This window comes from Kitasatospora sp. NPDC059722 (assembly GCF_042733235.1).
Lineage (GTDB): Bacteria > Actinomycetota > Actinomycetes > Streptomycetales > Streptomycetaceae > Kitasatospora.
Genome location: NZ_JBHWGD010000046.1, coordinates 42,676 through 64,276, shown reverse-complemented (window position 1 = coordinate 64,276; position 21,601 = coordinate 42,676). Strand labels below are relative to the sequence as shown.

Sequence of the window (21,601 nt, the reverse complement as noted above, 5' to 3'; positions counted from 1 at the left end):
GAAAGGCGTGCCCCGTGACCATCGGCAAGTCCCCCGACCGCGAGAACGCCCCGTCGTCCGCAGAGCCGAGCGACGCGGTCCAGGCGGCCGATGCCCCGAGCATCGGCCGGGTGCTGTCCGCCGCCCGGCTGGAGGCCGGACTCACGGTGGATCAGGTGAGTACGGCGACCCGCGTCCGGGTGCCGATCGTGCATGCCATCGAGGAGGACGATTTCGGCCGCTGCGGCGGCGACTTCTACGCCCGCGGGCACATCCGTGCGATCGCCCGCGAGGTCGGCGTGGACGGCGAGGCCCTGGTGGCCCGCTACGACGCCGCGCACGGCGGCTCACCGGCCTCCAAGCGGCCCACCCAGCTGATCGAGAGCGGCCCGATCAAGGTGCCCTCCCGCGGCCGGCCGAACTGGACCGCCGCCATGGTCGCCGCGATCGTCGCGGTGGTCGCCCTGATCGGCTTCAACCTGGTGAGCGGCAAGGGCGGCCACACCGGCACCGGCTCGGCCAGCGCGCCGCTGCCCAGCGGCACCGGCACCGGCTCGATCGCCCCCGCGCCCTCGCCCTCCGTGCAGCCCCCGGCCCCCGCGCCGAGCGCCGCGGCGATCGCGGCCGTCCCGGCCGACAAGGTCACCGTGAAGCTGGTCGCCGAGGGCACCAGCTGGGTCTCGGCCATAGACGGGAACGGCAAGTCGCTGTTCCAGAACAACATCAGCGACGGCCAGGACCAGACCTTCACCGACCCCAAGCAGATCAAGCTGGTGCTCGGCAACGGCGGGGCCGTGCACGCGTACGTCAACGGCAAGGACCTCGGTCTGCTCGGCAAGGACGGGCAGGTGGTGCACGTCACGTACACCCCCGGAGACCCGCAGGCGGGCTGACCACCGGCACCGGGCGGGGCCCGCAGAAGATCGTGTTATCGAGGCGCGCGGCCTCCGGGGCGAACGGCACCGGGAGCCGCGCGTTAATCTTGGGCCTATGCCTGAACGCCGTACTGTCGCCCTTGTCACGCTCGGATGCGCCCGCAACGAGGTGGACTCCGAGGAACTCGCCGGGCGACTGGAGGCCGACGGCTGGTCACTGGTCGACGACGCCGCCGAAGCCGACGTGGCCGTAGTCAACACCTGCGGCTTCGTCGAGGCCGCCAAGAAGGACTCCGTCGACGCCCTGCTGGAGGCCAACGACCTCAAGGGGCACGGCCGCACCCAGGCCGTCGTCGCGGTCGGCTGCATGGCCGAGCGCTACGGCAAGGAGCTCGCCGACGCGCTGCCCGAGGCCGACGGGGTCCTCGGCTTCGACGACTACGCCGACATCTCCGACCGCCTCCAGACCATCCTCTCCGGCGGCCACCACGCCCCGCACCTGCCGCGCGACCGCCGCAAGCTGCTGCCGATCAGCCCGGCCGAGCGGCAGTCCGCCGCCGAGACCGTCGCGCTGCCCGGCCACGGGCCCGCCGAGACCCCGGCCGAGCCGATCGACGACCTCCCCGAGGGCCTCGCGCCCGCCTCCGGCCCGCGCACCCTGCGCAAGCGGCTGGACGACAGCCCGGTCGCCTCGGTCAAGCTCGCCTCCGGCTGCGACCGCCGCTGCTCCTTCTGCGCCATCCCGGCCTTCCGCGGCTCGTTCATCTCCCGCCGCCCCTCCGACGTCCTGAACGAGGCCAAGTGGCTGGCCGAGCAGGGCGTCCGCGAGGTCGTCCTGGTCAGCGAGAACAACACCTCGTACGGCAAGGACCTCGGCGACATCCGCCTGCTGGAGACGCTGCTCGGCGAGATCGCGGAGATCGACGGCGTCGAGCGCGTCCGGGTGTCCTACCTGCAGCCCGCCGAGATGCGCCCCGGCCTGATCGACGCGATGACCGGCACCGCCGACGTCCTGCCCTACTTCGACCTGTCCTTCCAGCACTCGGCGCCGGCGGTCCTGCGCCGGATGCGCCGCTTCGGCTCCACCGACCAGTTCCTGGAGCTGCTGAAGACCATCCGGGACAAGGCCCCGCAGGCCGGCGCCCGCTCCAACTTCATCGTCGGCTTCCCCGGTGAGACCGAGGAGGACTTCGCCGAGCTGGAGCGCTTCGTCACGCACGCCGGGCTCGACGCGATCGGCGTCTTCGGCTACTCGGACGAGGACGGCACGGAGGCCGCGACCTACGACGGCAAGCTCGCCGAGGACGTGATCGCCGACCGGCTGGACCGGCTCAGCCGGCTCGCCGAGGAGATGACCGCGCAGCGCGCCGAGCAGCGGATCGGTACCGAGGTCGAGGTCCTGATCGAGTCGGTCGAGGAGGACGTGGTCGAGGGCCGCGCCGCCCACCAGGCCCCCGAGACGGACGGTCTGACCACCCTCACCGGCGTCGAGGACCCTCGGGTCGGCCAGTTCTGGCGGGCCAGGGTGGTGGCCAGCGAGGGCGTCGACCTGATCGCCGAGGCCCTGGAGCCGGTGCGGGTCCGGCAGGCCCCGGGAGCCGGGGAATGACCAAGGGGCCCGGCGCCCCGCCCGCGGCCCATCCGGACAGACCGGCCGCCGCGCTGCCGCCGGCGCCGGCCGTCTGGAACATCGCCAACATGCTCACGATGCTCCGGCTGCTGCTGGTGCCGGTCTTCGTGGCGCTGCTGTTCGCCGACGGCGGGCACGACCCCAAGTGGCGCTCGGTGGCCTGGGCCTCCTTCGCCATCGCGATGATCACCGACCTGTTCGACGGCGAGATCGCCCGGCGCAAGGGCCTGGTCACCGACTTCGGCAAGATCGCCGACCCGATCGCCGACAAGGCGATCATGGGCTCGGCGCTGATCGGTCTGTCGGTCCTCGGCGACCTGCCCTGGTGGGTCACCGCGGTGATCCTCGCCCGCGAGCTCGGCATCACGCTGATGCGCTTCTGGGTGATCCGCTACGGCGTCATCCCGGCCAGCCGGGGCGGCAAGCTCAAGACCCTGGCCCAGGGCATCGCGGTCGGCATGTACGTGCTGGAGCTGACCGGGTGGCTCGCCACCGCGCGGGCCGTGCTGATGGGCCTGGCGGTGCTGCTGACCGTCGGCACCGCGCTGGACTACATCGGGCAGGCGCTGCGCCTGCGCCGCGAGGGAATGGCCGCGGAGCGCGCGGACCGGTGAACGAGGGGGGCCTGGTGACGCACCACGGGACTGCGGAGCACACGACCGCGGACTACGCGCTGGCCGAGCGGGTGCACGCGGCGCTGCGCGGCGGGGGCAGCACGGTGGCCGTCGCCGAGTCGCTGACCGGCGGGCTGCTGGCGGCCGCGCTGGTCGACGTCCCCGGGGCGTCCGCGACCTTCCGGGGATCGGTGACGGCGTACGCGACCGAGCTGAAGGCCTCGGTGCTCGGGGTGGACGAGGGCCTGCTCGACGTCCACGGGCCGGTGCACCCGGTGGTGGCCCGGCAGATGGCCGAGGGCGTCCGGCGGCTGCTGGGGGCGACGTACGGGCTCGCGACGACCGGGGTGGCCGGGCCGGAGCCGCAGGACGGGCAGCCGGTGGGCACCGTACACCTGGCGCTCGCCGGTCCGGGGGGAACTCTGGTCAGTTCGCCCCGGCTGTCCGGGGGGCGTGCCACAATCCGTCACGGGGCCGTGACCGCCGCGCTGGAACTGCTCGCCGGTCGGCTGCCGGCCTGAGCCGAAGGCACGGCCCAGGACCCCGTCCGTCCCGATCCCTGCCGACCGGGATCCGCCCGAAGTCGCGTGCGGGGACGGTGGAGCCGCAGGATCGTGTTACATCCGACAGCCTGGTTGGGCAGAAACCAGGTGGAGAACGAGTTGCGTGACGGTGGCCGGGCGGCCCGCGAGGGGTACCACGAGGGGCCCGCGGACCCGGGTACGACACCGGAACGAGGAGGGGGACAGCCTTGCAGCCCAGAGTGAACACGACCAGGGTCCCCGCACGCGAAGCGGGCAAGGCGGTACGGTGGGGGCGTGACATCTCGATCCGCAGTCCGAGGAGGGAGGCACCGATGATCCTGCTCCGTCGCCTACTGGGCGATGTACTGCGTCGGCAGCGCCAGCGCCAGGGCCGCACACTCCGCGAGGTGTCGGCGGCCGCCAGGGTTTCGCTCGGTTACCTCTCCGAGGTCGAGCGGGGACAGAAGGAGGCCTCGTCCGAGCTGCTCTCCGCCATCTGCGACGCGCTCGACGTCCGGATGTCCGAGGTCATGCGTGAGGTCAGCGACGAACTGTCGCTCGCCGAACTTGCGGCGATGGCCACCCTCTCCGAAGGTGATCTGCTGAGGCCGGTGCTCGAACCGGTACCGCTGCCCGCCCCCGGCGCCGACCGGGCGACCATGTCGCCCAAGGCCGCCGCGATGGACGTGGTCGCCGCCTGATCCGGCCTCGACTCCCGGCACGCCTGCTCGACGCAGGGCAGGGCCCGGGGCGAGCGAAGGAGGGCGGTCGTGCGGAGAGACGCGACGGCGCACGCGGTGGCCCGAATACGGCCGTTGCTGCGGCGCCTGGTGCCGTGGCCGGCCCGCTGGGTCCTGGTGGTCCTGTCGGCCGGGCTGGTCTGGTGGCTCCTGGTGGTCCGGGGGCAGCTGGCCGACGGCGCGGTGCTCGGCCTGCTCGCGGCCGGCGGCTGGGGGCTCGGTCTGATCCCGGTCCACGCCGACCGGAGCGCGACCGGACCGGTCCGCCGCGGGGCCCGCGGGGCCGTGGGCCGAATGGAGGCGCCGACGCCCCCGATCGGGTGAGAAGCGTGCGGGAAGGCCGCGGGGTCGTTGACTCCGCGGCCTTCGGCGTACCCGGGCACCGGTCCCGCGGGGTTCACGGACGCAGGCGCAGCCCGCGCGGAGTGGCGTGGAAGCCCGCCTCCTCCAGGGCCGCGCCGAGCTCCGAGCCGAGGGCGGGCTCGCCGTTGGCCCGTTCGACTGTGACGCTGCCGAGCGCGCCCTCCCGGACAGCACCGGCCAGGGCGGCGGCCGCCGACGCCCGGGTGGCCCCGTCCTCCGGCCAGGCCAGCAGGGACTTGCCGCCGCGCTCGACGTACAGGGCGAGCTCGCCGTCCACCAGCACCACCAGGGCGCCCGCCTTGCGGCCGGGCCGGTGCGCCCCGGCCTCCTTGGCGCCGGGGGCGGCCGGGGGCTCGGGCCAGGGCAGCGCGGCGCCGTAGGCGTTCGCCGGGTCGGCGGCGGCGAGCACCAGCACCTGCGGCGGCTCGGCGGCGGGGCCGGCCGGCCATTCGGTGGCCCGGGTGCGCTCCAGCCGGCCGTTGACCGACCGCAGCCGGTCGGCCGCGCCCTCCATCGCGAACTGGGCGCCGCCGAGGCCCTCGACGAAGTAGCCGCGGCGGGTGCGCCCGCGCTCCTCCATCGCGGCGAGCACCCGGTACACCCCGGCGAAGCCGCCCGGGACCCGCTCGGCCGCCACCGTGCCCCGGGTCAGCAGGCCGTGGCGGTCCAGCAGGGCCTGGGCCTGGGCGGTGGCCCGGACCGTGGGGTCGGCGGCCGGGGCGGGCAGCAGCGACCAGCGGCCGGCCACCGTCGGCGGGCCGCTGCGCAGGGCGCCGCCGGCCCGGCCGAAGGCGCGGCCGGCCCCGCCGTAGCGGCCGCGCGGGGTGGCCCTGGGGGCGCGGTGGGCGGTGGCGCCCGCCGTCCGGCCGGAGCCGAGCAGGGCGCGCAGCGGGGCGAGGGTGTCGTTGCTGACGTAGCCGGCCCAGACGAGGTCCCACAGGGCCTCGACGACCTCCGGTTCGGGGGTCTCGTCGCCGTCGGCGCGGAGCCGCTCGACCAGCTGGCGGAAGAACAGGCCGTAGCCGCCGGTGAGGGCGGTCATCAGGGCGCCGTGCAGCCGGGTGACGGCGGGCGGGACGGGCTCGGGGCGCAGCAGGTGGGCGTTCTCGGCCAGGTGGAGGCTGATCCAGCCGTCCTTGCCGGGCAGGGCGCCGGCGCCGCACCAGCCGAGCTCGCCGGCCGCCATCAGTTCGTCCAGCAGGCCGGGGGAGTAGTCGGCGAGGCGGGCCGGGAGGATCAGCTTCTCCAGGGCGGAGGCGGGCAGGGCGGTGCCCTGGAGCTGTTCGACCACCCGGAGCAGACCGTCCGGCCCGCGCAACCGGTGGCCGGCGAGGTGCTGCCACTGGGGGAGGAAGGCGGCCAGGGCGCGCGGCGGGACGGGCTCGACCTCCTGGCGCAGGGCGGCCAGGGAGCGGCGGCGCAGGCGGCGCAGGACCTCGGCGTCGCACCACTCGACGGTGGCGGTGTGGCCCTCGACGGGCCTGAATTCGCCCTGGACGAGGCGGCCGATGGCGGTGAGGCGGCGCAGGACGCCGGTGACGACGGCGGTGCCGAGGCCGAGGCGGGCGGCGGCCTCGGCGGCGGTGAACGGGCCGTGGGTGCGGGCGTGCCGGGCGAGGAGGTCGCCCAGGGGGTCCTTGACCGGTTCGGTGAAGGCTTCGGGGACGCCGACGGGCAGGGGGGTGCCGAGGGCGTCGCGCAGCCGTCCGGCGTCCTCGACGGCGGCCCAGCGCTGCTCGCCGGCGATCCGGACCTGGATGACCCGGCGGGCGGCCTCCAGCTCCAGGGCCCAGAGCGGCTCGGCGCCGCGGGCGGCGAGCTCCGCCTCGGCGAGCGGGCCGAGCAGGCGCAGCGCGTCGGCGACGCCCTCGGCGTCCTTGATCCGGCGCTCGGGGGTGAGGCGCTGGAGCTCGGCCTCCAGTTCGGCGAGCACCTGCGGGTCGAGCAGTTCGCGCAGTTCGGCCTGGCCGAGGAGTTCGGACAGCAGCCGGGAGTCGAGCGACAGGGCGGCGGCGCGGCGCTCGGCGAGCGGGGAGTCGCCCTCGTAGAGGAACTGGGCGACGTAGCCGAAGAGCAGGGAGCGGGCGAAGGGGGAGGGCTCGGGGGTGGTGACCTCGACCAGGCGGACGGCGCGGGATTCGAGGTCGCCCATCAGCTCGACCAGGCCGGGCACGTCGAAGACGTCCTGGAGGCACTCGCGGACGGCCTCCAGGACGATCGGGAACGAGCCGTACTCGGAGGCGACTTCGAGGAGCTGGGCGGCGCGCTGGCGCTGCTGCCAGAGCGGTGTGCGGCGGCCGGGGTTGCGCCGGGGGAGCAGCAGGGCGCGGCCGGCGCACTCGCGGAAGCGGGAGGCGAACAGGGCGGAGCCGCCGACCTGGTCGGTGACGAGCCGCTCGATCTCGCCGGGGTCGAAGAGGGCGGCGTCGGCGCCGACCGGGGCCTCGTCCGGGGCGCTGTCCGGGGCGGACCGCTGCGACGGGCCGGCGAAGTCGAAGTCGGGAGCGAGCAGGTCGGCGTCGGGCAGGCGGAGCACGATGCCGTCGTCGGCGTGCATGACCTGCGGGTCGAGGCCGTGCTTCTCGCGGAGCCGGGCGCCGAGGGCGAGGGCCCAGGGGGCGTGCACCTGGGCGCCGAAGGGGGAGTGGATGACGATCCGCCAGTCGCCGAGTTCGTCGCGGAAGCGCTCGACGACGATCGTGCGGTCGTCCGGGAGGTGGCCGCAGGCGGTGCGCTGTTGGGCGAGGTAGTCGAGCAGGTTCCCGGCGGCCCAGTCGTCGAGGCCGGCCCGCTTGAGGCGCTCGGTGGCGTCGGCGGGGGCGAGTGCGCCCAGCTCGCGGGTGAACGCGCCGAGGGCGCGGCCGAGTTCGAGCGGGCGGCCGAGGGTGTCGCCCTTCCAGAACGGGAGCCGGCCGGGGATTCCGGGGGCGGGCGTGACGAGGACCTTGTCGTGGGTGATGTCCTCGATCCGCCAGGACGTGGTGCCGAGGGTGAAGACGTCGCCCACGCGGGACTCGTAGACCATCTCCTCGTCCAGCTCTCCGACGCGGCCGCCGCCCTTCTTCGGGTCCGTCCCGGCGATGAAGACGCCGAACAGGCCGCGGTCGGGGATGGTGCCGCCGGAGGTGACGGCGAGGCGCTGGGCGCCGGGGCGGCCGGTGACGGTGCCGGCGACGCGGTCCCAGACCAGGCGGGGGCGCAGCTCGGCGAAGGCGTCCGAGGGGTAGCGGCCGGCGAGCATGTCGAGCACCGCGTCGAAGGCGGACTGCGGGAGGGTGGCGAACGGCGCGGCGCGGCGGACCACGGCGAGCAGGTCGTCCACCGGCCAGGTGTCCAGCGCCGTCATGGCGACGAGCTGCTGGGCGAGGACGTCCAGCGGGTTGCGCGGGACGCGCAGGGCCTCGATCCGGCCGGCCCGCATGCGTTCGGTGACCACGGCGGACTGGACGAGGTCCCCGCGGTACTTGGGGAAGAAGACGCCGGTGGAGACGGCGCCGACCTGGTGGCCGGCCCGGCCGACCCGCTGGAGGCCGGAGGCCACCGAGGGCGGGGACTCGACCTGGACGACCAGTTCGACGGCGCCCATGTCGATGCCCAGCTCCAGGCTGGAGGTGGCGACCACGGCGGGCAGCCGGCCGGCCTTCAGCTCCTCCTCGACCAGGGACCGCTGCTCCTTGGAGACCGAGCCGTGGTGGGCCCGGGCGAGCACCGGCGGGACGCCCCTGGCCGCGCCGGAGCCGCCCATCAGCTGGGCGGGGGCGTGCGCCTCGGGGGCGGCGGCGCCGGTGGCGCGCTCGTGGGCGATCTCGTTCAGCCGGTTGCACAGGCGCTCGGCGAGGCGGCGGGAGTTGGCGAAGACGATCGTCGAGCGGTGCGCCTGGACGAGGTCGACGATCCGCTCCTCGACGTGCGGCCAGATCGAGCTCTGGCGCTGTGGATCGCTGTCGGAGGAGCCGCCGGTGGCGGGGGCGGCGGGCAGGTCGTCCAGGTCGGGGACGGGCACGACGACCGAGAGGTCGAACTCCTTGGCGGCGGCGGGCTGGACGACGGCGGCGCCGCGCTGCGGGCTGAGGAAGCGGGCCACCTCCTCCACCGGGCGGACGGTGGCGGACAGGCCGATCCGGCGGGCCGGGCGGTCCAGCAGCTCGTCCAGGCGCTCCAGGCTGAGCGCGAGGTGGGCGCCGCGCTTGGTGCCGGCGACCGCGTGGACCTCGTCGAGGATCACGGTGTCGATGCCGCGCAGCGCCTCCCGGGAGGCCGAGGTGAGCAGCAGGAAGAGCGACTCGGGGGTGGTGATCAGGATGTCGGGCGGGTGGGTCGCGAAGCGGCGGCGGTCGGCGGCGGGGGTGTCGCCGGAGCGGATGGCGACCTGGACGTCCGGTTCGGGCACGCCGAGCCGGACGGCGGCCTGGCGGAGCCCGGTCAGCGGGGCGCGGAGGTTGCGCTCGACGTCCACGGCGAGGGCCTTGAGCGGCGAGACGTACAGGACCCGGCAGCGGCGCTTGGTGTCGGCCGGGGGCGGGGTGCTGCTGAGCCGGTCCAGGGCGGAGAGGAACGCGGCGAGCGTCTTGCCGGAGCCGGTGGGGGCGACCACCAGGACGTCCGTCCCCCGTCCGATGGCGCGCCAGGCCTCGGCCTGGGCGGTGGTGGGCGCGGGGAAGGCGCCGGTGAACCAGGCCCGGGTGGCGGGGGCGAACCCGGCGAGCGGGTCGTCCTGCGGTTCGTCCGGCCGGTCGGCCGGCGGGGTCAGCTGCTGGGGCGCCATGCCCCCATGGTGCCGGGTGGGACCGACAACCGGGCGGGTGGCGGGGGAGCGCCGGGTGGGTGGGGCGGTGCGGTGGGCGGTGCAGCGAAAGGAGGTGTAGTTAAAGGAGCAAAAAAGACAATCCGCTCATATGGTGATGATTCCAGCCCATGATCACCCGCGCGCCCGCGGGACCGACGAGCGGAGACCGTGCGATGGCGCAGGTGAACCCGTCCGGAACAGGTCCCGTCCGCGCCCCCCGCCGCGGGGCCCGCGGGCCCGTCCGGGTCCTGCTGGCGATGCTGCTCACCGCGCTCGTGGTCGGCGGCGCCGTGCCGTACGTGTCCGGCAGCGGCCGGGTCTACCTCAGCTACCTGGTGCTGGCCGGACGGGACGACGCCGCCGGCGCGGCCCTGGCCGGGGCCGAGGCCCGCGCGGCGGGCGGGCAGGTCGTCCAGGAGTACCCGCAGATCGGGGCCGTACTGGCGTACGCCCCCGGCGGCTTCGCGGACGAGGTGCGGGCCAGGCCCGGGATCGCCGCCGTCGGGGCCACCCGCACCGCGCCGGTGGTCGGCCCGCCGCGCCCGCTGGACGGCGCCGGGGACTTCGCGGCCGGCACCGAACGCGCCGGGCGCAGCAGCGCGGACCGGTCGGGCGGGGCGGAGCGCTCCGGCGGGACCGACACCGCAGAACTGTCCGAGCGGCAGGAGGACACCACCCTCACGGTGCCCGACCCCGCCGAGCACGACGGCTGGAACCTCACCATGCTCGGCGCCCCCGGCGCCGGGGGCGGCGACGCGACCGCCGCGCCGGCCGGGCCCGCCGGGCCGGCGCCGGAGGCGCTGCACAAGGTGCTCGTCGCGGTGCTCGACTCCGGCGTCGACGACACCCACCCCGACCTCAGGACCGCCGTCGACCCCAAGGCCTCCGCCTCGTGCGCCGACGGGCGCCCCGACCCGCGCACCGGCTCCTGGCGGCCCGACCCCGGGGTCGGCGAGAGCGGGCACGGCACCCACGTCGCCGGGATCGTCGGCGCCGTCCGGGACGGCCGGGGCGTCACCGGGGTCGCGCCGGGCGTGCGGATCGCCGCCGTCCGGCTGCTCGGGCCGCTGGGCCAGTACTACGCGGAGAACATCGTCTGCGGCATGCTGTGGGCCGCCGACCACGGCGCCAGGGCGATCAACAACAGCTACTTCGCCGACCCGTGGAAGTACAACTGCCCGGAGGACCGCGACCAGGCCGCGCTGATCGCCGCCGTCGGCCGGGCCGCGGCCTACGCCCAGCGCAAGGGCGCCGTCGTCGTCGCCTCGGCGGGCAACGACGGGCAGGACCTCGGCGCGGCCAGGACGGACGAGCGCAGTCCGAACGACCGGGTCTCCGGCCCGGCGCAGTCCCGCCACCTTGGTACCGAATGCGTCAGGCTGCCCGGCGAGCTGCCCGGCGTCGTCACCGTCACCGCCGTCAACCGGGACGGCCGCCCCTCCGCGTACTCCAACTACGGGCGCGGCAGGGTCTCGCTGGCCGCGCCCGGCGGGGACCCGGACGGCGGGCCGCAGGGCGCGATCGTCTCCGACTGGCCCGGCGGGCAGTACGCGGCGCTGGCCGGCACCTCGATGGCGGCCGCGCACGTGACGGGTGCGGTCGCGGTGGCCGCCGCGCTCCACCCGGACTACGGCTCGGCCGGACTCGCCGCCCTGCTGGCCACCACGGCCGCGGCCGCCTGCCCGCCGGGGCCGTACGCGTGCGGGGACCGGCAGTACTTCGGCGCGGGGTTGCTGGCGCTGCCGCGGTAGCGCTCCTCCCGCGGACCGGGCGGCGCCCGTCGCGGCCCGGGCGGTGCCCGTCGCGGCCCGGAAAAGCGGGTGACGGACGAGCGCCGGCGGGCGAGGATCGGGGCATGACCGCATTCCTCGCCACCGAACGGCTCGTGCTGCGCCGCTTCACCGCCGCGGACACGGACCACCTGGTCGAGCTGGACGGCGATCCCGAGGTGATGCGCCACCTCACCGGCGGCCGGCCGACGCCGCGGGAGGTCGTGGAGGGCGAGCTGCTGCCGCTCTACCTCGCGCACTACGAGCGCTACGGGGACCTGGGCTGGTGGGCTGCGGAGGAGCGGGCGGGCGGGGCCTTCCTGGGCTGGTTCGAGTTCCGGCCGACGGTGGCGGGCGAGCGCGGCGAGGTCGAGCTCGGGTACCGGCTGCGCCGGGCCGCCTGGGGGCGCGGGTACGCGACCGAGGGCGCGCGGGCGCTGGTCCGCCGCGGTTTCACCGGACTCGGCGTGGAGCGGGTGGTGGCGTACACGATGACGGTCAACGCGGGCTCCCGGCGGGTGATGGAGAAGAGCGGCTTCTCGTACGTCCGGACCTTCCACGAGGACCACCCGGAGGCCATCCCCGGCAGCGAGCACGGCGAGGTCGAGTACGCCCTGGAGCGGGCGCGGTGGCGGGGCTGACGCGCCCGGGGGCTCCGGCGGCCGGTCCGGGATACTGGACGGCATGAGGCTGACGGAGTTCTGGCGACGGATGTACGAGCACTTCGGGGAGACGTACGCGGAGTCCTTCGCCTCCGACCACGTGATGAGCGAGCTCGGCGGCCGGACGGTCCGGCAGGCGCTGGACGCGGGCTGGGAGGCCAAGGACGTCTGGCGGGCGGTCTGCGAGACCCAGGGGGTCTCCGCGCTGCTCCGCTGAGCGGCTCCGCCGTCCCCCGGACGACGGCCGGATGTCGCCGAACCGGCCTCCGCCGCCGGGCCGATGGGACAGACTGTCCCGGTGACAAGTGACACAGAACACCAGAATTCGGACAGGTCGGCCGAGGTGCCGGCCGAGACGTCGGCCAAGGCGGCGGACGGGGGCGGCGGGCTCTGGGGCGGCGGGATGCCGCGCTGGCTGCCCAGGGCGATGGTGCTCGCGTTCGTCCTGCTCGGCCTGTTCCAGCTCGCGGACTGGGCGTTCCGCCAGCTCATCGACCTCTTCGTGATGCTCCTGGTGGCCTTCTTCCTGTCGCTCGCGCTGGAGCCGGCCGTCGACCGGATGGCCGCCCGCGGGGTGCGTCGGGGCGTCGGGACGTTCCTGGTGTTCGTCGCGGTCGCGGTCGCCGTCCTCGGGTTCCTGGCGGCGCTCGGCACGCTGCTGGTGGACCAGGTCGCGAAGATCGCGGGGGACCTGCCGCACCTGGTCGACAACCTGATCACGTGGTTCAACGGGACGTTCCACCAGGACGTCTCGCTGGGCGAGTTGCAGAAGAAGCTGCTCAAGGACTCCGGCACGATCGAGGGTTACGCCCAGCAGGCCGCCGACAACGTCTGGGGCCTGTCCTCCACCGTGATCGGCGGCCTCTTCCAGGCCTTCACGGTCGGACTGTTCACCTTCTACTTCACCGCCGAGGGCCCGAGGGTCCGGCGGACGGTCTGCTCGCTGCTGCCGCCCGCCAAGCAGGGCGAGGTGCTGCGGGCCTGGGAGATCGCGCTCGCCAAGACCGGTGGGTACCTGTACTCGCGCGCGCTGCTCGCGGTGGTGTCGGCCGCTGGGCACTGGGTGATGTTCGCGCTGCTGGACCTGCCGTACGCGGCCGCGCTGGCGATCTGGGTCGGCGTCATGTCGCAGTTCGTGCCGACCATCGGGACGTACCTCGCGGGCGCGCTGCCGGTGCTGGTGGCGCTCACCGTGGAACCGGTGGACGCGCTGTGGGTGCTGGTGTTCACGGTGGTGTACCAGCAGGTCGAGAACTACCTGCTGCACCCGAGGATCACCGCGAGGACGGTGGACGTGCACCCGGCGGTGGCGTTCGGGGCGGTGATCGCGGGCGCGGCGTTGCTGGGGGCGGTCGGCGCGCTGATCGCCATCCCGGCGGCGGCCACGCTGCAGGGCTTCGTCGGGACGTACGTGCGGCGCTACGAGGTGGCGACCGACCCGCGGATCGACCGCGGCGAGCAGCGGCGGGCCCGGCGCGAGCTGCGCCGGGAGGCGGCGCGCCGGCTGCGGCGGATGGTCGGCGGCGGGTCGGACGAGGCGGGCTGAGCCGGACCGGCCCGCCCGGAGCCCCGTGGAATCGAACGGAATCGAACGGGGCTGAATCCGTTCCGGTCGCACCGGGAGGGGCGGGCGGGGTTCGGTGCGCGCCCCCGGTGGCGTGCGACGCTTGAATCGAACAGATGTTCTTTGTACTCTCCGGCGAGGAGTTTTCCACAGGCGGAGCCCGGTCGGGCTCGTTTGTCAGTGGGACGCGCTAGCGTCGAGGACGATGAAGCGCACAGCACAGAACCCGAAGGAAAAGGCCATGGCAGGTACGGACCGCGAGAAGGCCCTAGAGACCGCACTCGCCCAGATCGAGCGACAGTTCGGCAAGGGCTCGGTGATGCGCCTCGGCGAGAAGGCCAACGAGCCGATCGACGTGATCTCCACCGGGTCCACCGCCCTGGACGTCGCCCTCGGGGTCGGTGGCATCCCCCGGGGCCGGGTGGTCGAGATCTACGGCCCCGAGTCCTCCGGAAAGACCACCCTGACGCTGCACCTGGCGGCCAACGCCCAGCGGGCCGGCGGCACGGTCGCGTTCGTCGACGCGGAGCACGCGCTCGACCCGGATTACGCCAAGAAGCTCGGCGTGGACACCGACGCCCTGCTGGTCAGCCAGCCGGACACCGGTGAGCAGGCTCTGGAGATCACCGACATGCTGATCCGCTCCGGCGCGATCGACCTGGTGATCATCGACTCGGTCGCCGCGCTCGTCCCGCGCGCCGAGATCGAGGGCGAGATGGGCGACTCGCACGTCGGTCTGCAGGCCCGTCTGATGAGCCAGGCGCTGCGCAAGATCGCCGGTGCGCTGAACCAGTCGAACACCACCGCCGTGTTCATCAACCAGCTCCGCGAGAAGATCGGCGTCATGTTCGGCTCGCCGGAGACCACGACCGGTGGCCGCGCGCTGAAGTTCTACGCCTCCGTCCGCCTCGACATCCGCCGGATCGAGACCCTGAAGGACGGCACCGAGGCGGTGGGCAACCGCACCCGCGTCAAGGTGGTCAAGAACAAGGTCGCCGCGCCGTTCAAGCAGGCCGAGTTCGACATCCTCTACGGCGTCGGCATCAGCCGCGAGGGCGGCCTGATCGACATGGGCGTCGAGCACGGCTTCATCCGCAAGTCGGGCGCCTGGTACACCTACGAGGGCGACCAGCTCGGCCAGGGCAAGGAGAACGCCCGCAACTTCCTGCGGGACAACCCGCAGCTCGCCGACGAGATCGAGCGGAAGATCAAGGGCAAGCTCGGCATCGGCCCGAAGGTCGAGGAGCCCGCCGAGGGCGCGGCCGACACCGCCGCCGCGGACGGCGCCGCCAAGCCGATCACCGCGGCCGCCGCCAAGACGGCCGCGGCGAAGAAGACGGCGGCGGCCGCCAAGGCCTGAGCCGTTGATGCAGCACGACGAGGTGGGCGGCGCCGGCCCGGCGTCGCCGGACGACGACCACGGGCCGCCGGACTGGTTCGCCGCCGTGGCGGAGGAGCCCGGTCCGGAGCCGTCGGCGACCGGCCCGGTCCGGCCGCGGCGCCGTCGGGAGCCGCGTTCGGCGGCGCGAGGGGCATCCGGCGCGGAGCCGGAGTTCGACCGGGCGCCGGTCCGGGCGGTGCGCGGCGCGGCGCCCGGACCGGGTCCGGCGGAGGGGCTGTCCGACGGGCTCGGGCTGGTCTCCGCCTCCGAGCTGCCCACCGGCCGTCGGCGCCGTCGCTCGGCGCTGGCCGAGGACGCCGACGGGTACGGGGAGCACGCGGACCGCGCGGAACCGGCGGACTACCGGGAGGCGGCCGGTCACGGGGGTGCGGCCGCCTCCGCCCCGCGCGGGCGGACGAGCGCACGGTCGGGTGGCCGGGCGGGTGGCCGGTCGGCTGGGCGCCGACGCACGGAACCGGACGCCGAGCCGGACGGCGAGCAGGCCCGGCCGCGCGAGCCGAAGCGGGCCCGGGCCGAGGAGCACGCCGATCCCGAGAGCCGCGCCCGCGACATCTGCCTGCGGCTGCTCACCGGCACCGCCAAGAGCCGCAAGCAGCTCGCCGACGCCCTGCGCAAGCGGGAGATCCCGGAGGACGTCGCCGACCAGGTGCTCACCCGGCTCGAAGAGGTCGGGCTGATCGACGACGCGGCCTTCGCCGCGGCGTGGGTGGAGTCCCGGCACGCCGTCCGGGGCCTGTCGCGGCGGGCGCTCGCCCAGGAGCTGCGGACCAAGGGCGTGGCCGCCGACCTGGTCGAGCAGGCCGTGGCCCAGCTCGACTATGACGACGAGACGGAGGCCGCCCGAGCCCTGGTCGACCGCAAGCTCCGCAGCACCCGCGGGCTGGAGCCGCAGGCCCGGATGCGGCGGCTGGTCGGTGTGCTGGCCCGGCGCGGCTACTCCGAGGGGCTGGCCTTCCGAGTGGTGCGCGCGGCCATCGAGGAAGAGGACGCGGAAGCCGACGACTGAGCTGCCTCGGGGGCCCGGCGCACCGCATCGAACCGGAGGACGCGCACCGGACGTGGTGACCGAGGGGAGCGGGTGCCGGTGCAGCCGCGAGGAGATCGAGCAGGGCTGCGTGCGGGTCGGCGAGGACGTGCTGCCGGCCGTCCGGGGCGGCGGGAGCACCCCGAACTCGTGCGCACCCCGGGGGCGTTGCGCTACCGGGTCCCGTAGCGGCGGAACGTGCAGGCCGGGCGCGAGGTGCGCGTCATGGTGCGGCCGGAGGTGGTGGACGACCTCGGGGCCGGGCTGATCGCCCGGGAGGTCGCCCGGCGGGTGTCCGAGGAGCTGACCCACCCGGGGCGGATCCGGGTGACAGTGGTCCAGGAGAGCCGGGTCACCGAGGTGGCGCGGCAGAGGGGTCGAGCCGCTCGGGGACGGCCTCCGGGGCCGGCTCGGGTTCGGGCTCGGGCGCGCCGGTGAGCGGTGCCGGGCCGCCCCGGGCCCGGTCGGCGAGCGCCAGCAGGTCCTCCGCGGCGGCGCCCTGGGTGACGCCGACGAGGTGCCCGTCCGGCCGGATCAGCAGCACGGTGTGCGGGCCGGCGTCCGGGTACTCCTCGGCGACGAGCACCTCGGCCGGGACGGGCAGGGCGTTCGCGACCTCGGCGAGCCGGGGCATCAGCCCGGCGCCCAGCCAGTGCTCGGCGGACCAGACGGCGGTGCCGGGGGCCACGAGCAGCAGCAGGAAGGTCGAGCCGAGCCGGGCGTGGAGGTGGTCGGGGCTGCCGTCGGCGGAGAGCACCGGGAGGTCGGGCACGAGCACGCCGGGGGCGGTGGCGGGCAGCAGCTCGCTGAGCGAGGTGGTGGTGCGCGCGCCGCGCTGGACCGGCACCCGGCCGGGGACGCCCGAGGGCGCCGCCGGGTAGGCGGGCGCGCCGCCGAAGCGGCCGGTGCCGAGCTGGCCGTCGGCGAGCAGCGGCGCGTGCTTGCGGAAGCCGCCGACGAGCAGCGAGCGCCGGGTCTGCTGCCAGCCGCGCAGCGGGCGCAGCAGCGGCATGGACTGGTCGACGGCGCGCAGCCGGGCGCCGACGGCGCCGCGGCGCTCGGCCTCGTAGCCGTCCAGGAGGGAGCCGCCGGGCTGGGGGCCGCCGGAGTGGAGGTGCCAGGCGAGGGCGAGCCGCCAGGCGAGGTTGTCGGCGTCGCGCAGCCCGTCGGCGAGGTTCTGCATGCCGAGGGCGCCGTGCAGGTGGGCGGCGTCGCCGGCGAGGAAGCAGCGGCCGCTGCGGAAGCGGGCGGCGAGGCGCTGCTGGGCGGTGTGGTCGGCGGCGGCGAGCAGCTCGAAGCGGGGGAGTTCGCCGCACCAGCCGGTGAGGCTCGCGGTGACGCGGTTGAGCAGGGTGTCGCCGGTGACGACGCCGGGCCAGGTGGCGTGCGGGTCGACCTGCTCGGTGGGGGCCGGGCGGCCGGGCGGCAGGCGCCAGTCGAGCCGCCAGACGCCGTCCGGCAGGGGGCGGGCGGAGGCCTCGCGGTCGCCGCGCCACGGCGGCTCGCGGTGCAGCCGGGCGCCGTCGAAGGGCAGGTCGACCCGGACGGTGGCGATGGCGTTGCGGTCGACGGCCGGGCGGCCGGGGAAGCGGATCTTCAGGAGCTTGCGGATCGTGGAGCGCGCGCCGTCGCAGCCGACCAGGTGGCTGCCGCGCCACCAGGTGCTGGAGCCGTCCTGGGTGCCGTGGGTGCGGACGCTGACGCCGTCGCGGTCCTGGACGAGCTCGGTGACGCGGCTGAGCGGGACGAGTCTGACCAGCGGGGTGCCGGTGAGGGCGTCGCGCAGGCCGCGCTGGAGGCGGTGCTGCGGCAGGTGGAAGGCGGGCGAGTCGGTGAGGTCGATCCGCAGCACCTCCTGGCGGCGCCGCCAGATGGCGAAGGAGTCCCAGAGGGCGGAGTCGGAGACGGCCCGGGGGTAGCCGATCCGGGTGAGGAAGGCGGTGGAGTCGGCCCCGAGGACGACGCTGCGCGGGCCCTCGGGGCAGAGCCCGGAGCCCTCGTCCAGGACGACGGTCGGCACCTCGTGCCGGGCGAGCGCGAGGGCCAGGGCCAGACCGACCGGTCCGGCCCCGACCACGATCACCGGGTCCATGCCGGGCCCTCCGGGCGGGGGTGGACCGTTCGGGCCCGGAAGGCCGGGCATGGGCAGGCCGTCAGGCTGGCGTCATATGCCGCGTGGAAGCTCCCGGGAGGTGTCACGAAGAGCAATGCAACAGTTCACCTGCGTGTCCGTCAAGCAGCAGCCGAAGTGCGCCGGTTCGCGCCGCGACGGCCGCGTGCTTCGATCCACCGGGCGAGCGCGGTGAGCAACAGGCACATCGCGACGTAGATCGGACCGATCACCAGGACCACCGGGATGTAGGGGAAGCCCGCGGCGTTCATCGGCTGGCTCGCGATCGCCTTACCGACGAACAGCAGCTCGTGGTAGGTGATGACGAAGCCGAGCGAGGTGTCCTTCAGGGTGACGACCAGCTGGCCGATCATCGTCGGCAGCATCGAGCGGACCGCCTGCGGCACCAGGATGCCGGCCATCACCTGGGTCTTGCGCATCCCGAGGGCGTACGCCGCCTCGGACTGGCCCCGGGGGACGGCGTTGACGCCGCTGCGGATGATCTCGGCCTGGACCGCGCCGTTGTAGAGGGTGAGGCCGAGCACCAGCGCCCACATCGGGTCCTTGGCGAAGAACGCGTAGTAGAGCGCGACGATGAGGATCAGCAGCGGCATCGCCCGGAAGAACTGGACGATCGCGGTGCACACCCAGCGCACCGGCTTGTGGTCGGACAGCCGCCCGGCGGCGAGCAGCGAGCCGAGGGTGAGCGAGAACAGCGCCGCCAGGCCGAAGGCCTCCAGGGTGGAGAGCAGGCCGTCCAGGATCCGCTGCTGGATGGTGTTGTACTGGAAGACGTCCCAGAGCCCGGCGTCGAACTGGCCGCTGTCGGACAGCGCCGTGACGGCGTACCAGAGCAGGCCGGCGATCGCGACGAACGCCAGCACGCCGAACAGCCGGTACCGCGTGCGGGCCTTCGGACCGGGGGCGTCGTACAGGACGCTGGCGGTCGAGCCGCGGGTGAAGGGGCTGTTCATCGGGCCACCGCCAGTCGGGACTCCAGGATGCGGAACAGGGTGGCGATCACGGCGCTGATCACCAGGTAGGCGCAGGCCACCCAGAAGAAGATCGAGAAGATCGAGTAGCCGCGCTCGGAGAAGGTCTGCTGCGCGCTGTACAGCTCGCCGACGCTGAACGCGCCGGCGATCGCCGAGTTCCTCGGCAGGGCGATGAACACGCTGCTCATCGGGGCCAGCACGGTCCGGGCGGCCTGCGGCAGGACGACCAGGGTGAGCGTCTGGCCGAAGGTCATGCCGAGGCTGCGGGCGGCCTCGGCCTGGCCGAGCGGCACGGTGTTGATGCCCGAGCGCAGCACCTCGCAGACGAACGAGGCGGTGTACCCGCCGAGCGCCAGCGTCGCGAAGGTGAGGTGCTCGAAGTGCACGTCGAGCGCGGGCAGTCCGAACTCGACGGCGAAGAACAGCAGGGTCAGCGGGGTGTTGCGGAAGATCGTCACCCAGCCGGTGCCGAAGGCGCGCAGCACCGGGACCGGGGAGACCCGGAAGGCCGCCAGCAGGGTGCCCAGCAGCAGGGCGAGCAGCGCGCTGAGGGCGCTCAGCTCGATCGTCTGCAGGAAGCCGTCGCGGAACAGCGTGAAGTTGCCGTCCTCGAACAGGAAACCCATCCGGCGGCCCTCCTCTCAGGAGCGGTAAGGAATCGGGCGGGTGGATCAGTAGCGCTCGAGGGCCGGCGGGGTGGGCGCCGCGGAGCCGGAGAGGCCGAGGGTCGCGTCGTACGCCTTCTTCCAGTCGCCGTTGTCCTGGTGCGCCTTGATGGAGTCGTTGATGGCGTTGCGCAGGGCCGCGTCGTCCTTGTTGAGGCCGACGCCGTACTTCTCCTGGGTGAACGGCTGGCCGACCACCTTGAGCTTGGGGCTGTACTTGGAGGCGTAGCCCTTGAGGATCGCGTCGTCGGTGGTGACGGCGTCGACCTCGCCGGACAGCAGCTTCTCGACGCAGGCCGAGTAGGTGTCGAACTGCGTGATCTTCGGGTTGTACTGCTGGATGTTCTTGATGGACGTCGAGCCGGTGGCGGTGCAGACGTTCTTGCCCGTGACCGCGTCCTTGCCGGTGATGTCCTTGTTGTCGGCCTTCACCAGCAGGTCCTGGCCGGCGATGTAGTACGGGCCGGCGAAGGAGACCGACTTCTTGCGCTCGTCGTTGATGCTGTAGGTGCCGACGTAGAAGTCGATCTGGCCCTTGGCGATGGCGGGCTCGCGCTGCGAGGAGACCAGCGTCTGCCACTTGATCTGCTGCGGGGTGAAGCCGAGGTCGGCGGCGACCATCTTGGCGATCTCGATGTCGAAGCCGCTGCGGTCGCCGCTGGCGACGTCCTCCCAGCCGAGGAACGGCTGGTCGGCCTTGGCGCCGATGATCAGCTGGCCGCGCTTGTGGGCCTCGGCGAGCACCGCCGAGTCGATCTTGACGTCGGTCTTGACCGTGTAGGTCGGCAGCGCGGGGGCGCCGCTGGGGGTGGCGGCGGCGTCGGGCGAGCCGTCCTTGCCGCACGCGGCGGTGGCGGTGAGCGCGACGGCACAGAGCGCGACGGCGAGGGTGCGACGAGTCCTCATGAGGGTTGTTCTCCTGGGGGCTGGGCCACGGGGTCAACCGGGCTCTGGCGTCTGGAAGTTGTGCGCAGGGGCGGGCCGGCCGGCGCCGTTGGCGGGCCGGCCTTCCGGGGGAGGCGGAGCGTCAGTGGTGCAGGATCTTGGAGAGGAAGTCCTTGGCGCGCTCGGAGCGCGGTGCGGTGAAGAAGGCGTCCGGCGTGTTCTGCTCGACGATCTTGCCGTCGGCCATGAACAGCACCCGGTTCGCGGCGGAGCGGGCGAAGCCCATCTCGTGGGTGACCACGACCATCGTCATGCCGTCGGCGGCCAGCTGGCGCATGACCTCCAGCACCTCGTTGACCATCTCCGGGTCGAGGGCCGAGGTGGGCTCGTCGAAGAGCATCACCTTCGGCTTCATGGCCAGCGCGCGGGCGATCGCCACGCGCTGCTGCTGGCCGCCGGACAGCTGGGCCGGGTACTTGTCCGCCTGCGCGCCGACGCCGACGCGCTCCAGCAGCTCCCGGGCCGTCTTCTCGGCCTGCGGGCGCGCCACCTTGCGCACCTTGACCTGGCCCATGACCACGTTCTCCAGCACGGTCTTGTGGGCGAACAGGTTGAAGCTCTGGAACACCATGCCGACCTCGGCGCGCAGCCGGGCCAGCTCCTTGCCCTCGGCGGGCAGCGGGCGGCCGTCGATGGTGATGGTGCCGGAGTCGATGGTCTCCAGCCGGTTGATCGTCCGGCAGAGCGTGGACTTGCCCGATCCGGAGGGCCCGATCAGCACCACGACCTCGCCCTGGGTGATCCGCAGGTCGATGCCCTGGAGCACGTGGAGGGCGCCGTAGTGCTTGTTCACGCCGTCCAGCACGACCAGCGGAGCGGCTGCGGACTTCGAGTCCATGATCGGATTCCCGGTCATCGCGCCTGCTCTCTCGTTCGGCCCGCGCGAAGTCTGAACTCCCTTGGGCTGCAATGGTGGTACGAAATCCGGGGGCCGCAGCCGGCGGAGCCGCAGCC

At 74.3% G+C, this 21,601-nt stretch carries 18 protein-coding genes; 12 read left to right on the top strand and 6 right to left on the bottom strand.

Annotation, left to right across the window (positions count from 1 at the left end):
- Nucleotides 1-14 precede the first annotated feature (14 nt).
- From ACFV4F_RS26710 to ACFV4F_RS26685, 6 genes are all read left to right on the top strand, one after another.
- Complete coding sequence (locus ACFV4F_RS26710; protein ID WP_329924323.1) at nucleotides 15-872, top strand: RodZ domain-containing protein; 858 nt, start codon at nucleotides 15-17, stop codon at nucleotides 870-872.
- A gap of 97 nt (nucleotides 873-969) precedes the next feature.
- A complete protein-coding gene (rimO, locus tag ACFV4F_RS26705; protein WP_380445385.1) occupies nucleotides 970-2,463 on the top strand; it encodes a 30S ribosomal protein S12 methylthiotransferase RimO in 1,494 nt (497 codons plus the stop codon).
- Nucleotides 2,460-3,098 (top strand): CDP-diacylglycerol--glycerol-3-phosphate 3-phosphatidyltransferase, encoded by a 639-nt coding sequence (gene pgsA / locus ACFV4F_RS26700; protein WP_380445386.1) that lies wholly within the window; start codon nucleotides 2,460-2,462, stop codon nucleotides 3,096-3,098. Before rimO ends, pgsA begins: the two co-directional genes overlap by 4 nt.
- Before the next feature lie 14 nt (nucleotides 3,099-3,112).
- Nucleotides 3,113-3,619 carry a CinA family protein gene (locus ACFV4F_RS26695; RefSeq protein WP_380445387.1) on the top strand — a complete coding sequence of 169 codons (507 nt, stop codon included), beginning with the start codon at nucleotides 3,113-3,115 and terminating at the stop codon, nucleotides 3,617-3,619.
- Nucleotides 3,620-3,954: 335 nt separating this feature from the next.
- Nucleotides 3,955-4,323, top strand: coding sequence for a helix-turn-helix transcriptional regulator (locus tag ACFV4F_RS26690; RefSeq protein ID WP_359964922.1), 369 nt, complete (start codon nucleotides 3,955-3,957; stop codon nucleotides 4,321-4,323).
- A gap of 69 nt (nucleotides 4,324-4,392) precedes the next feature.
- A complete protein-coding gene (locus ACFV4F_RS26685) occupies nucleotides 4,393-4,686 on the top strand; it encodes a hypothetical protein (protein WP_380506068.1) in 294 nt (97 codons plus the stop codon).
- 73 nt (nucleotides 4,687-4,759) lie between these two features.
- On the opposite strand, the gene ACFV4F_RS26680 is transcribed toward ACFV4F_RS26685, so the two are convergent.
- The gene (locus ACFV4F_RS26680; protein ID WP_380506065.1) at nucleotides 4,760-9,490 is read right to left on the bottom strand and encodes an ATP-dependent helicase; all 4,731 of its coding nucleotides are present in this window, start codon (nucleotides 9,488-9,490) and stop codon (nucleotides 4,760-4,762) included.
- 194 nt (nucleotides 9,491-9,684) lie between these two features.
- On the opposite strand from ACFV4F_RS26680, the gene ACFV4F_RS26675 reads away from it, so the two are divergent.
- The 6 genes from ACFV4F_RS26675 (at nucleotide 9,685) to ACFV4F_RS26650 (ending at nucleotide 15,914) form a co-directional block, all read left to right on the top strand.
- Nucleotides 9,685-11,262: a S8 family serine peptidase gene (locus ACFV4F_RS26675; protein ID WP_380445390.1), complete on the top strand. Its 1,578-nt coding sequence runs from the start codon at nucleotides 9,685-9,687 to the stop codon at nucleotides 11,260-11,262.
- 104 nt (nucleotides 11,263-11,366) lie between these two features.
- Nucleotides 11,367-11,921, top strand: a complete 555-nt coding sequence (locus ACFV4F_RS26670) for a GNAT family N-acetyltransferase (RefSeq protein WP_380506062.1) — start codon at nucleotides 11,367-11,369, stop codon at nucleotides 11,919-11,921.
- A gap of 43 nt (nucleotides 11,922-11,964) precedes the next feature.
- The gene (locus ACFV4F_RS26665) at nucleotides 11,965-12,159 is read left to right on the top strand and encodes a DUF3046 domain-containing protein (protein ID WP_359964912.1); all 195 of its coding nucleotides are present in this window, start codon (nucleotides 11,965-11,967) and stop codon (nucleotides 12,157-12,159) included.
- 81 nt (nucleotides 12,160-12,240) lie between these two features.
- Nucleotides 12,241-13,488, top strand: a complete 1,248-nt coding sequence (locus ACFV4F_RS26660) for an AI-2E family transporter (protein WP_380506059.1) — start codon at nucleotides 12,241-12,243, stop codon at nucleotides 13,486-13,488.
- A gap of 259 nt (nucleotides 13,489-13,747) precedes the next feature.
- Nucleotides 13,748-14,866: a recombinase RecA gene (gene recA, locus ACFV4F_RS26655; protein WP_380445392.1), complete on the top strand. Its 1,119-nt coding sequence runs from the start codon at nucleotides 13,748-13,750 to the stop codon at nucleotides 14,864-14,866.
- A 7-nt stretch (nucleotides 14,867-14,873) separates the two neighbouring features.
- Entirely contained in the window at nucleotides 14,874-15,914 is a 1,041-nt protein-coding gene (locus ACFV4F_RS26650; protein WP_380506056.1) for a regulatory protein RecX, read from the top strand.
- Nucleotides 15,915-16,284: 370 nt separating this feature from the next.
- Here ACFV4F_RS26650 and ACFV4F_RS26645 read toward each other — a convergent pair whose 3' ends face one another.
- The 5 genes from ACFV4F_RS26645 to ACFV4F_RS26625 form a co-directional block, all read right to left on the bottom strand.
- Nucleotides 16,285-18,024, bottom strand: coding sequence for an FAD-dependent monooxygenase (locus ACFV4F_RS26645; protein ID WP_380506053.1), 1,740 nt, complete (start codon nucleotides 18,022-18,024; stop codon nucleotides 16,285-16,287).
- A gap of 140 nt (nucleotides 18,025-18,164) precedes the next feature.
- Nucleotides 18,165-19,016 (bottom strand): amino acid ABC transporter permease, encoded by an 852-nt coding sequence (locus ACFV4F_RS26640; RefSeq protein WP_380445396.1) that lies wholly within the window; start codon nucleotides 19,014-19,016, stop codon nucleotides 18,165-18,167.
- A complete protein-coding gene (locus tag ACFV4F_RS26635; RefSeq protein WP_380445397.1) occupies nucleotides 19,013-19,663 on the bottom strand; it encodes an amino acid ABC transporter permease in 651 nt (216 codons plus the stop codon). The genes ACFV4F_RS26640 and ACFV4F_RS26635 overlap by 4 nt, the downstream gene beginning before the upstream one ends.
- Nucleotides 19,664-19,708: 45 nt before the next feature.
- The gene (locus ACFV4F_RS26630) at nucleotides 19,709-20,608 is read right to left on the bottom strand and encodes a glutamate ABC transporter substrate-binding protein (RefSeq protein WP_380498307.1); all 900 of its coding nucleotides are present in this window, start codon (nucleotides 20,606-20,608) and stop codon (nucleotides 19,709-19,711) included.
- 121 nt (nucleotides 20,609-20,729) lie between these two features.
- On the bottom strand, nucleotides 20,730-21,485 hold the full coding sequence (locus ACFV4F_RS26625; RefSeq protein WP_380445399.1) for an amino acid ABC transporter ATP-binding protein: 756 nt from the start codon (nucleotides 21,483-21,485) through the stop codon (nucleotides 20,730-20,732).
- Nucleotides 21,486-21,601 lie beyond the last annotated feature (116 nt).

Excerpts from the sequence above, each read along its gene's own strand:
- ACFV4F_RS26635 (WP_380445397.1), bottom strand. The coding sequence starts at position 19,663 with ATGGGTTTCCTGTTCGAGGACGGCAACTTCACGCTGTTCCGCGACGGC.
- ACFV4F_RS26645 (WP_380506053.1), bottom strand. The coding sequence starts at position 18,024 with ATGGACCCGGTGATCGTGGTCGGGGCCGGACCGGTCGGTCTGGCCCTG.
- ACFV4F_RS26670 (WP_380506062.1), top strand. The coding sequence starts at position 11,367 with ATGACCGCATTCCTCGCCACCGAACGGCTCGTGCTGCGCCGCTTCACC.
- ACFV4F_RS26665 (WP_359964912.1), top strand. The coding sequence starts at position 11,965 with ATGAGGCTGACGGAGTTCTGGCGACGGATGTACGAGCACTTCGGGGAG.
- ACFV4F_RS26680 (WP_380506065.1), bottom strand. The coding sequence starts at position 9,490 with ATGGCGCCCCAGCAGCTGACCCCGCCGGCCGACCGGCCGGACGAACCG.
- ACFV4F_RS26630 (WP_380498307.1), bottom strand. The coding sequence starts at position 20,608 with ATGAGGACTCGTCGCACCCTCGCCGTCGCGCTCTGTGCCGTCGCGCTC.
- rimO (WP_380445385.1), top strand. The coding sequence starts at position 970 with ATGCCTGAACGCCGTACTGTCGCCCTTGTCACGCTCGGATGCGCCCGC.
- ACFV4F_RS26675 (WP_380445390.1), top strand. The coding sequence starts at position 9,685 with ATGGCGCAGGTGAACCCGTCCGGAACAGGTCCCGTCCGCGCCCCCCGC.
- ACFV4F_RS26625 (WP_380445399.1), bottom strand. The coding sequence starts at position 21,485 with ATGGACTCGAAGTCCGCAGCCGCTCCGCTGGTCGTGCTGGACGGCGTG.
- ACFV4F_RS26640 (WP_380445396.1), bottom strand. The coding sequence starts at position 19,016 with ATGAACAGCCCCTTCACCCGCGGCTCGACCGCCAGCGTCCTGTACGAC.
- pgsA (WP_380445386.1), top strand. The coding sequence starts at position 2,460 with ATGACCAAGGGGCCCGGCGCCCCGCCCGCGGCCCATCCGGACAGACCG.
- recA (WP_380445392.1), top strand. The coding sequence starts at position 13,748 with ATGGCAGGTACGGACCGCGAGAAGGCCCTAGAGACCGCACTCGCCCAG.
- ACFV4F_RS26650 (WP_380506056.1), top strand. The coding sequence starts at position 14,874 with ATGCAGCACGACGAGGTGGGCGGCGCCGGCCCGGCGTCGCCGGACGAC.
- ACFV4F_RS26690 (WP_359964922.1), top strand. The coding sequence starts at position 3,955 with ATGATCCTGCTCCGTCGCCTACTGGGCGATGTACTGCGTCGGCAGCGC.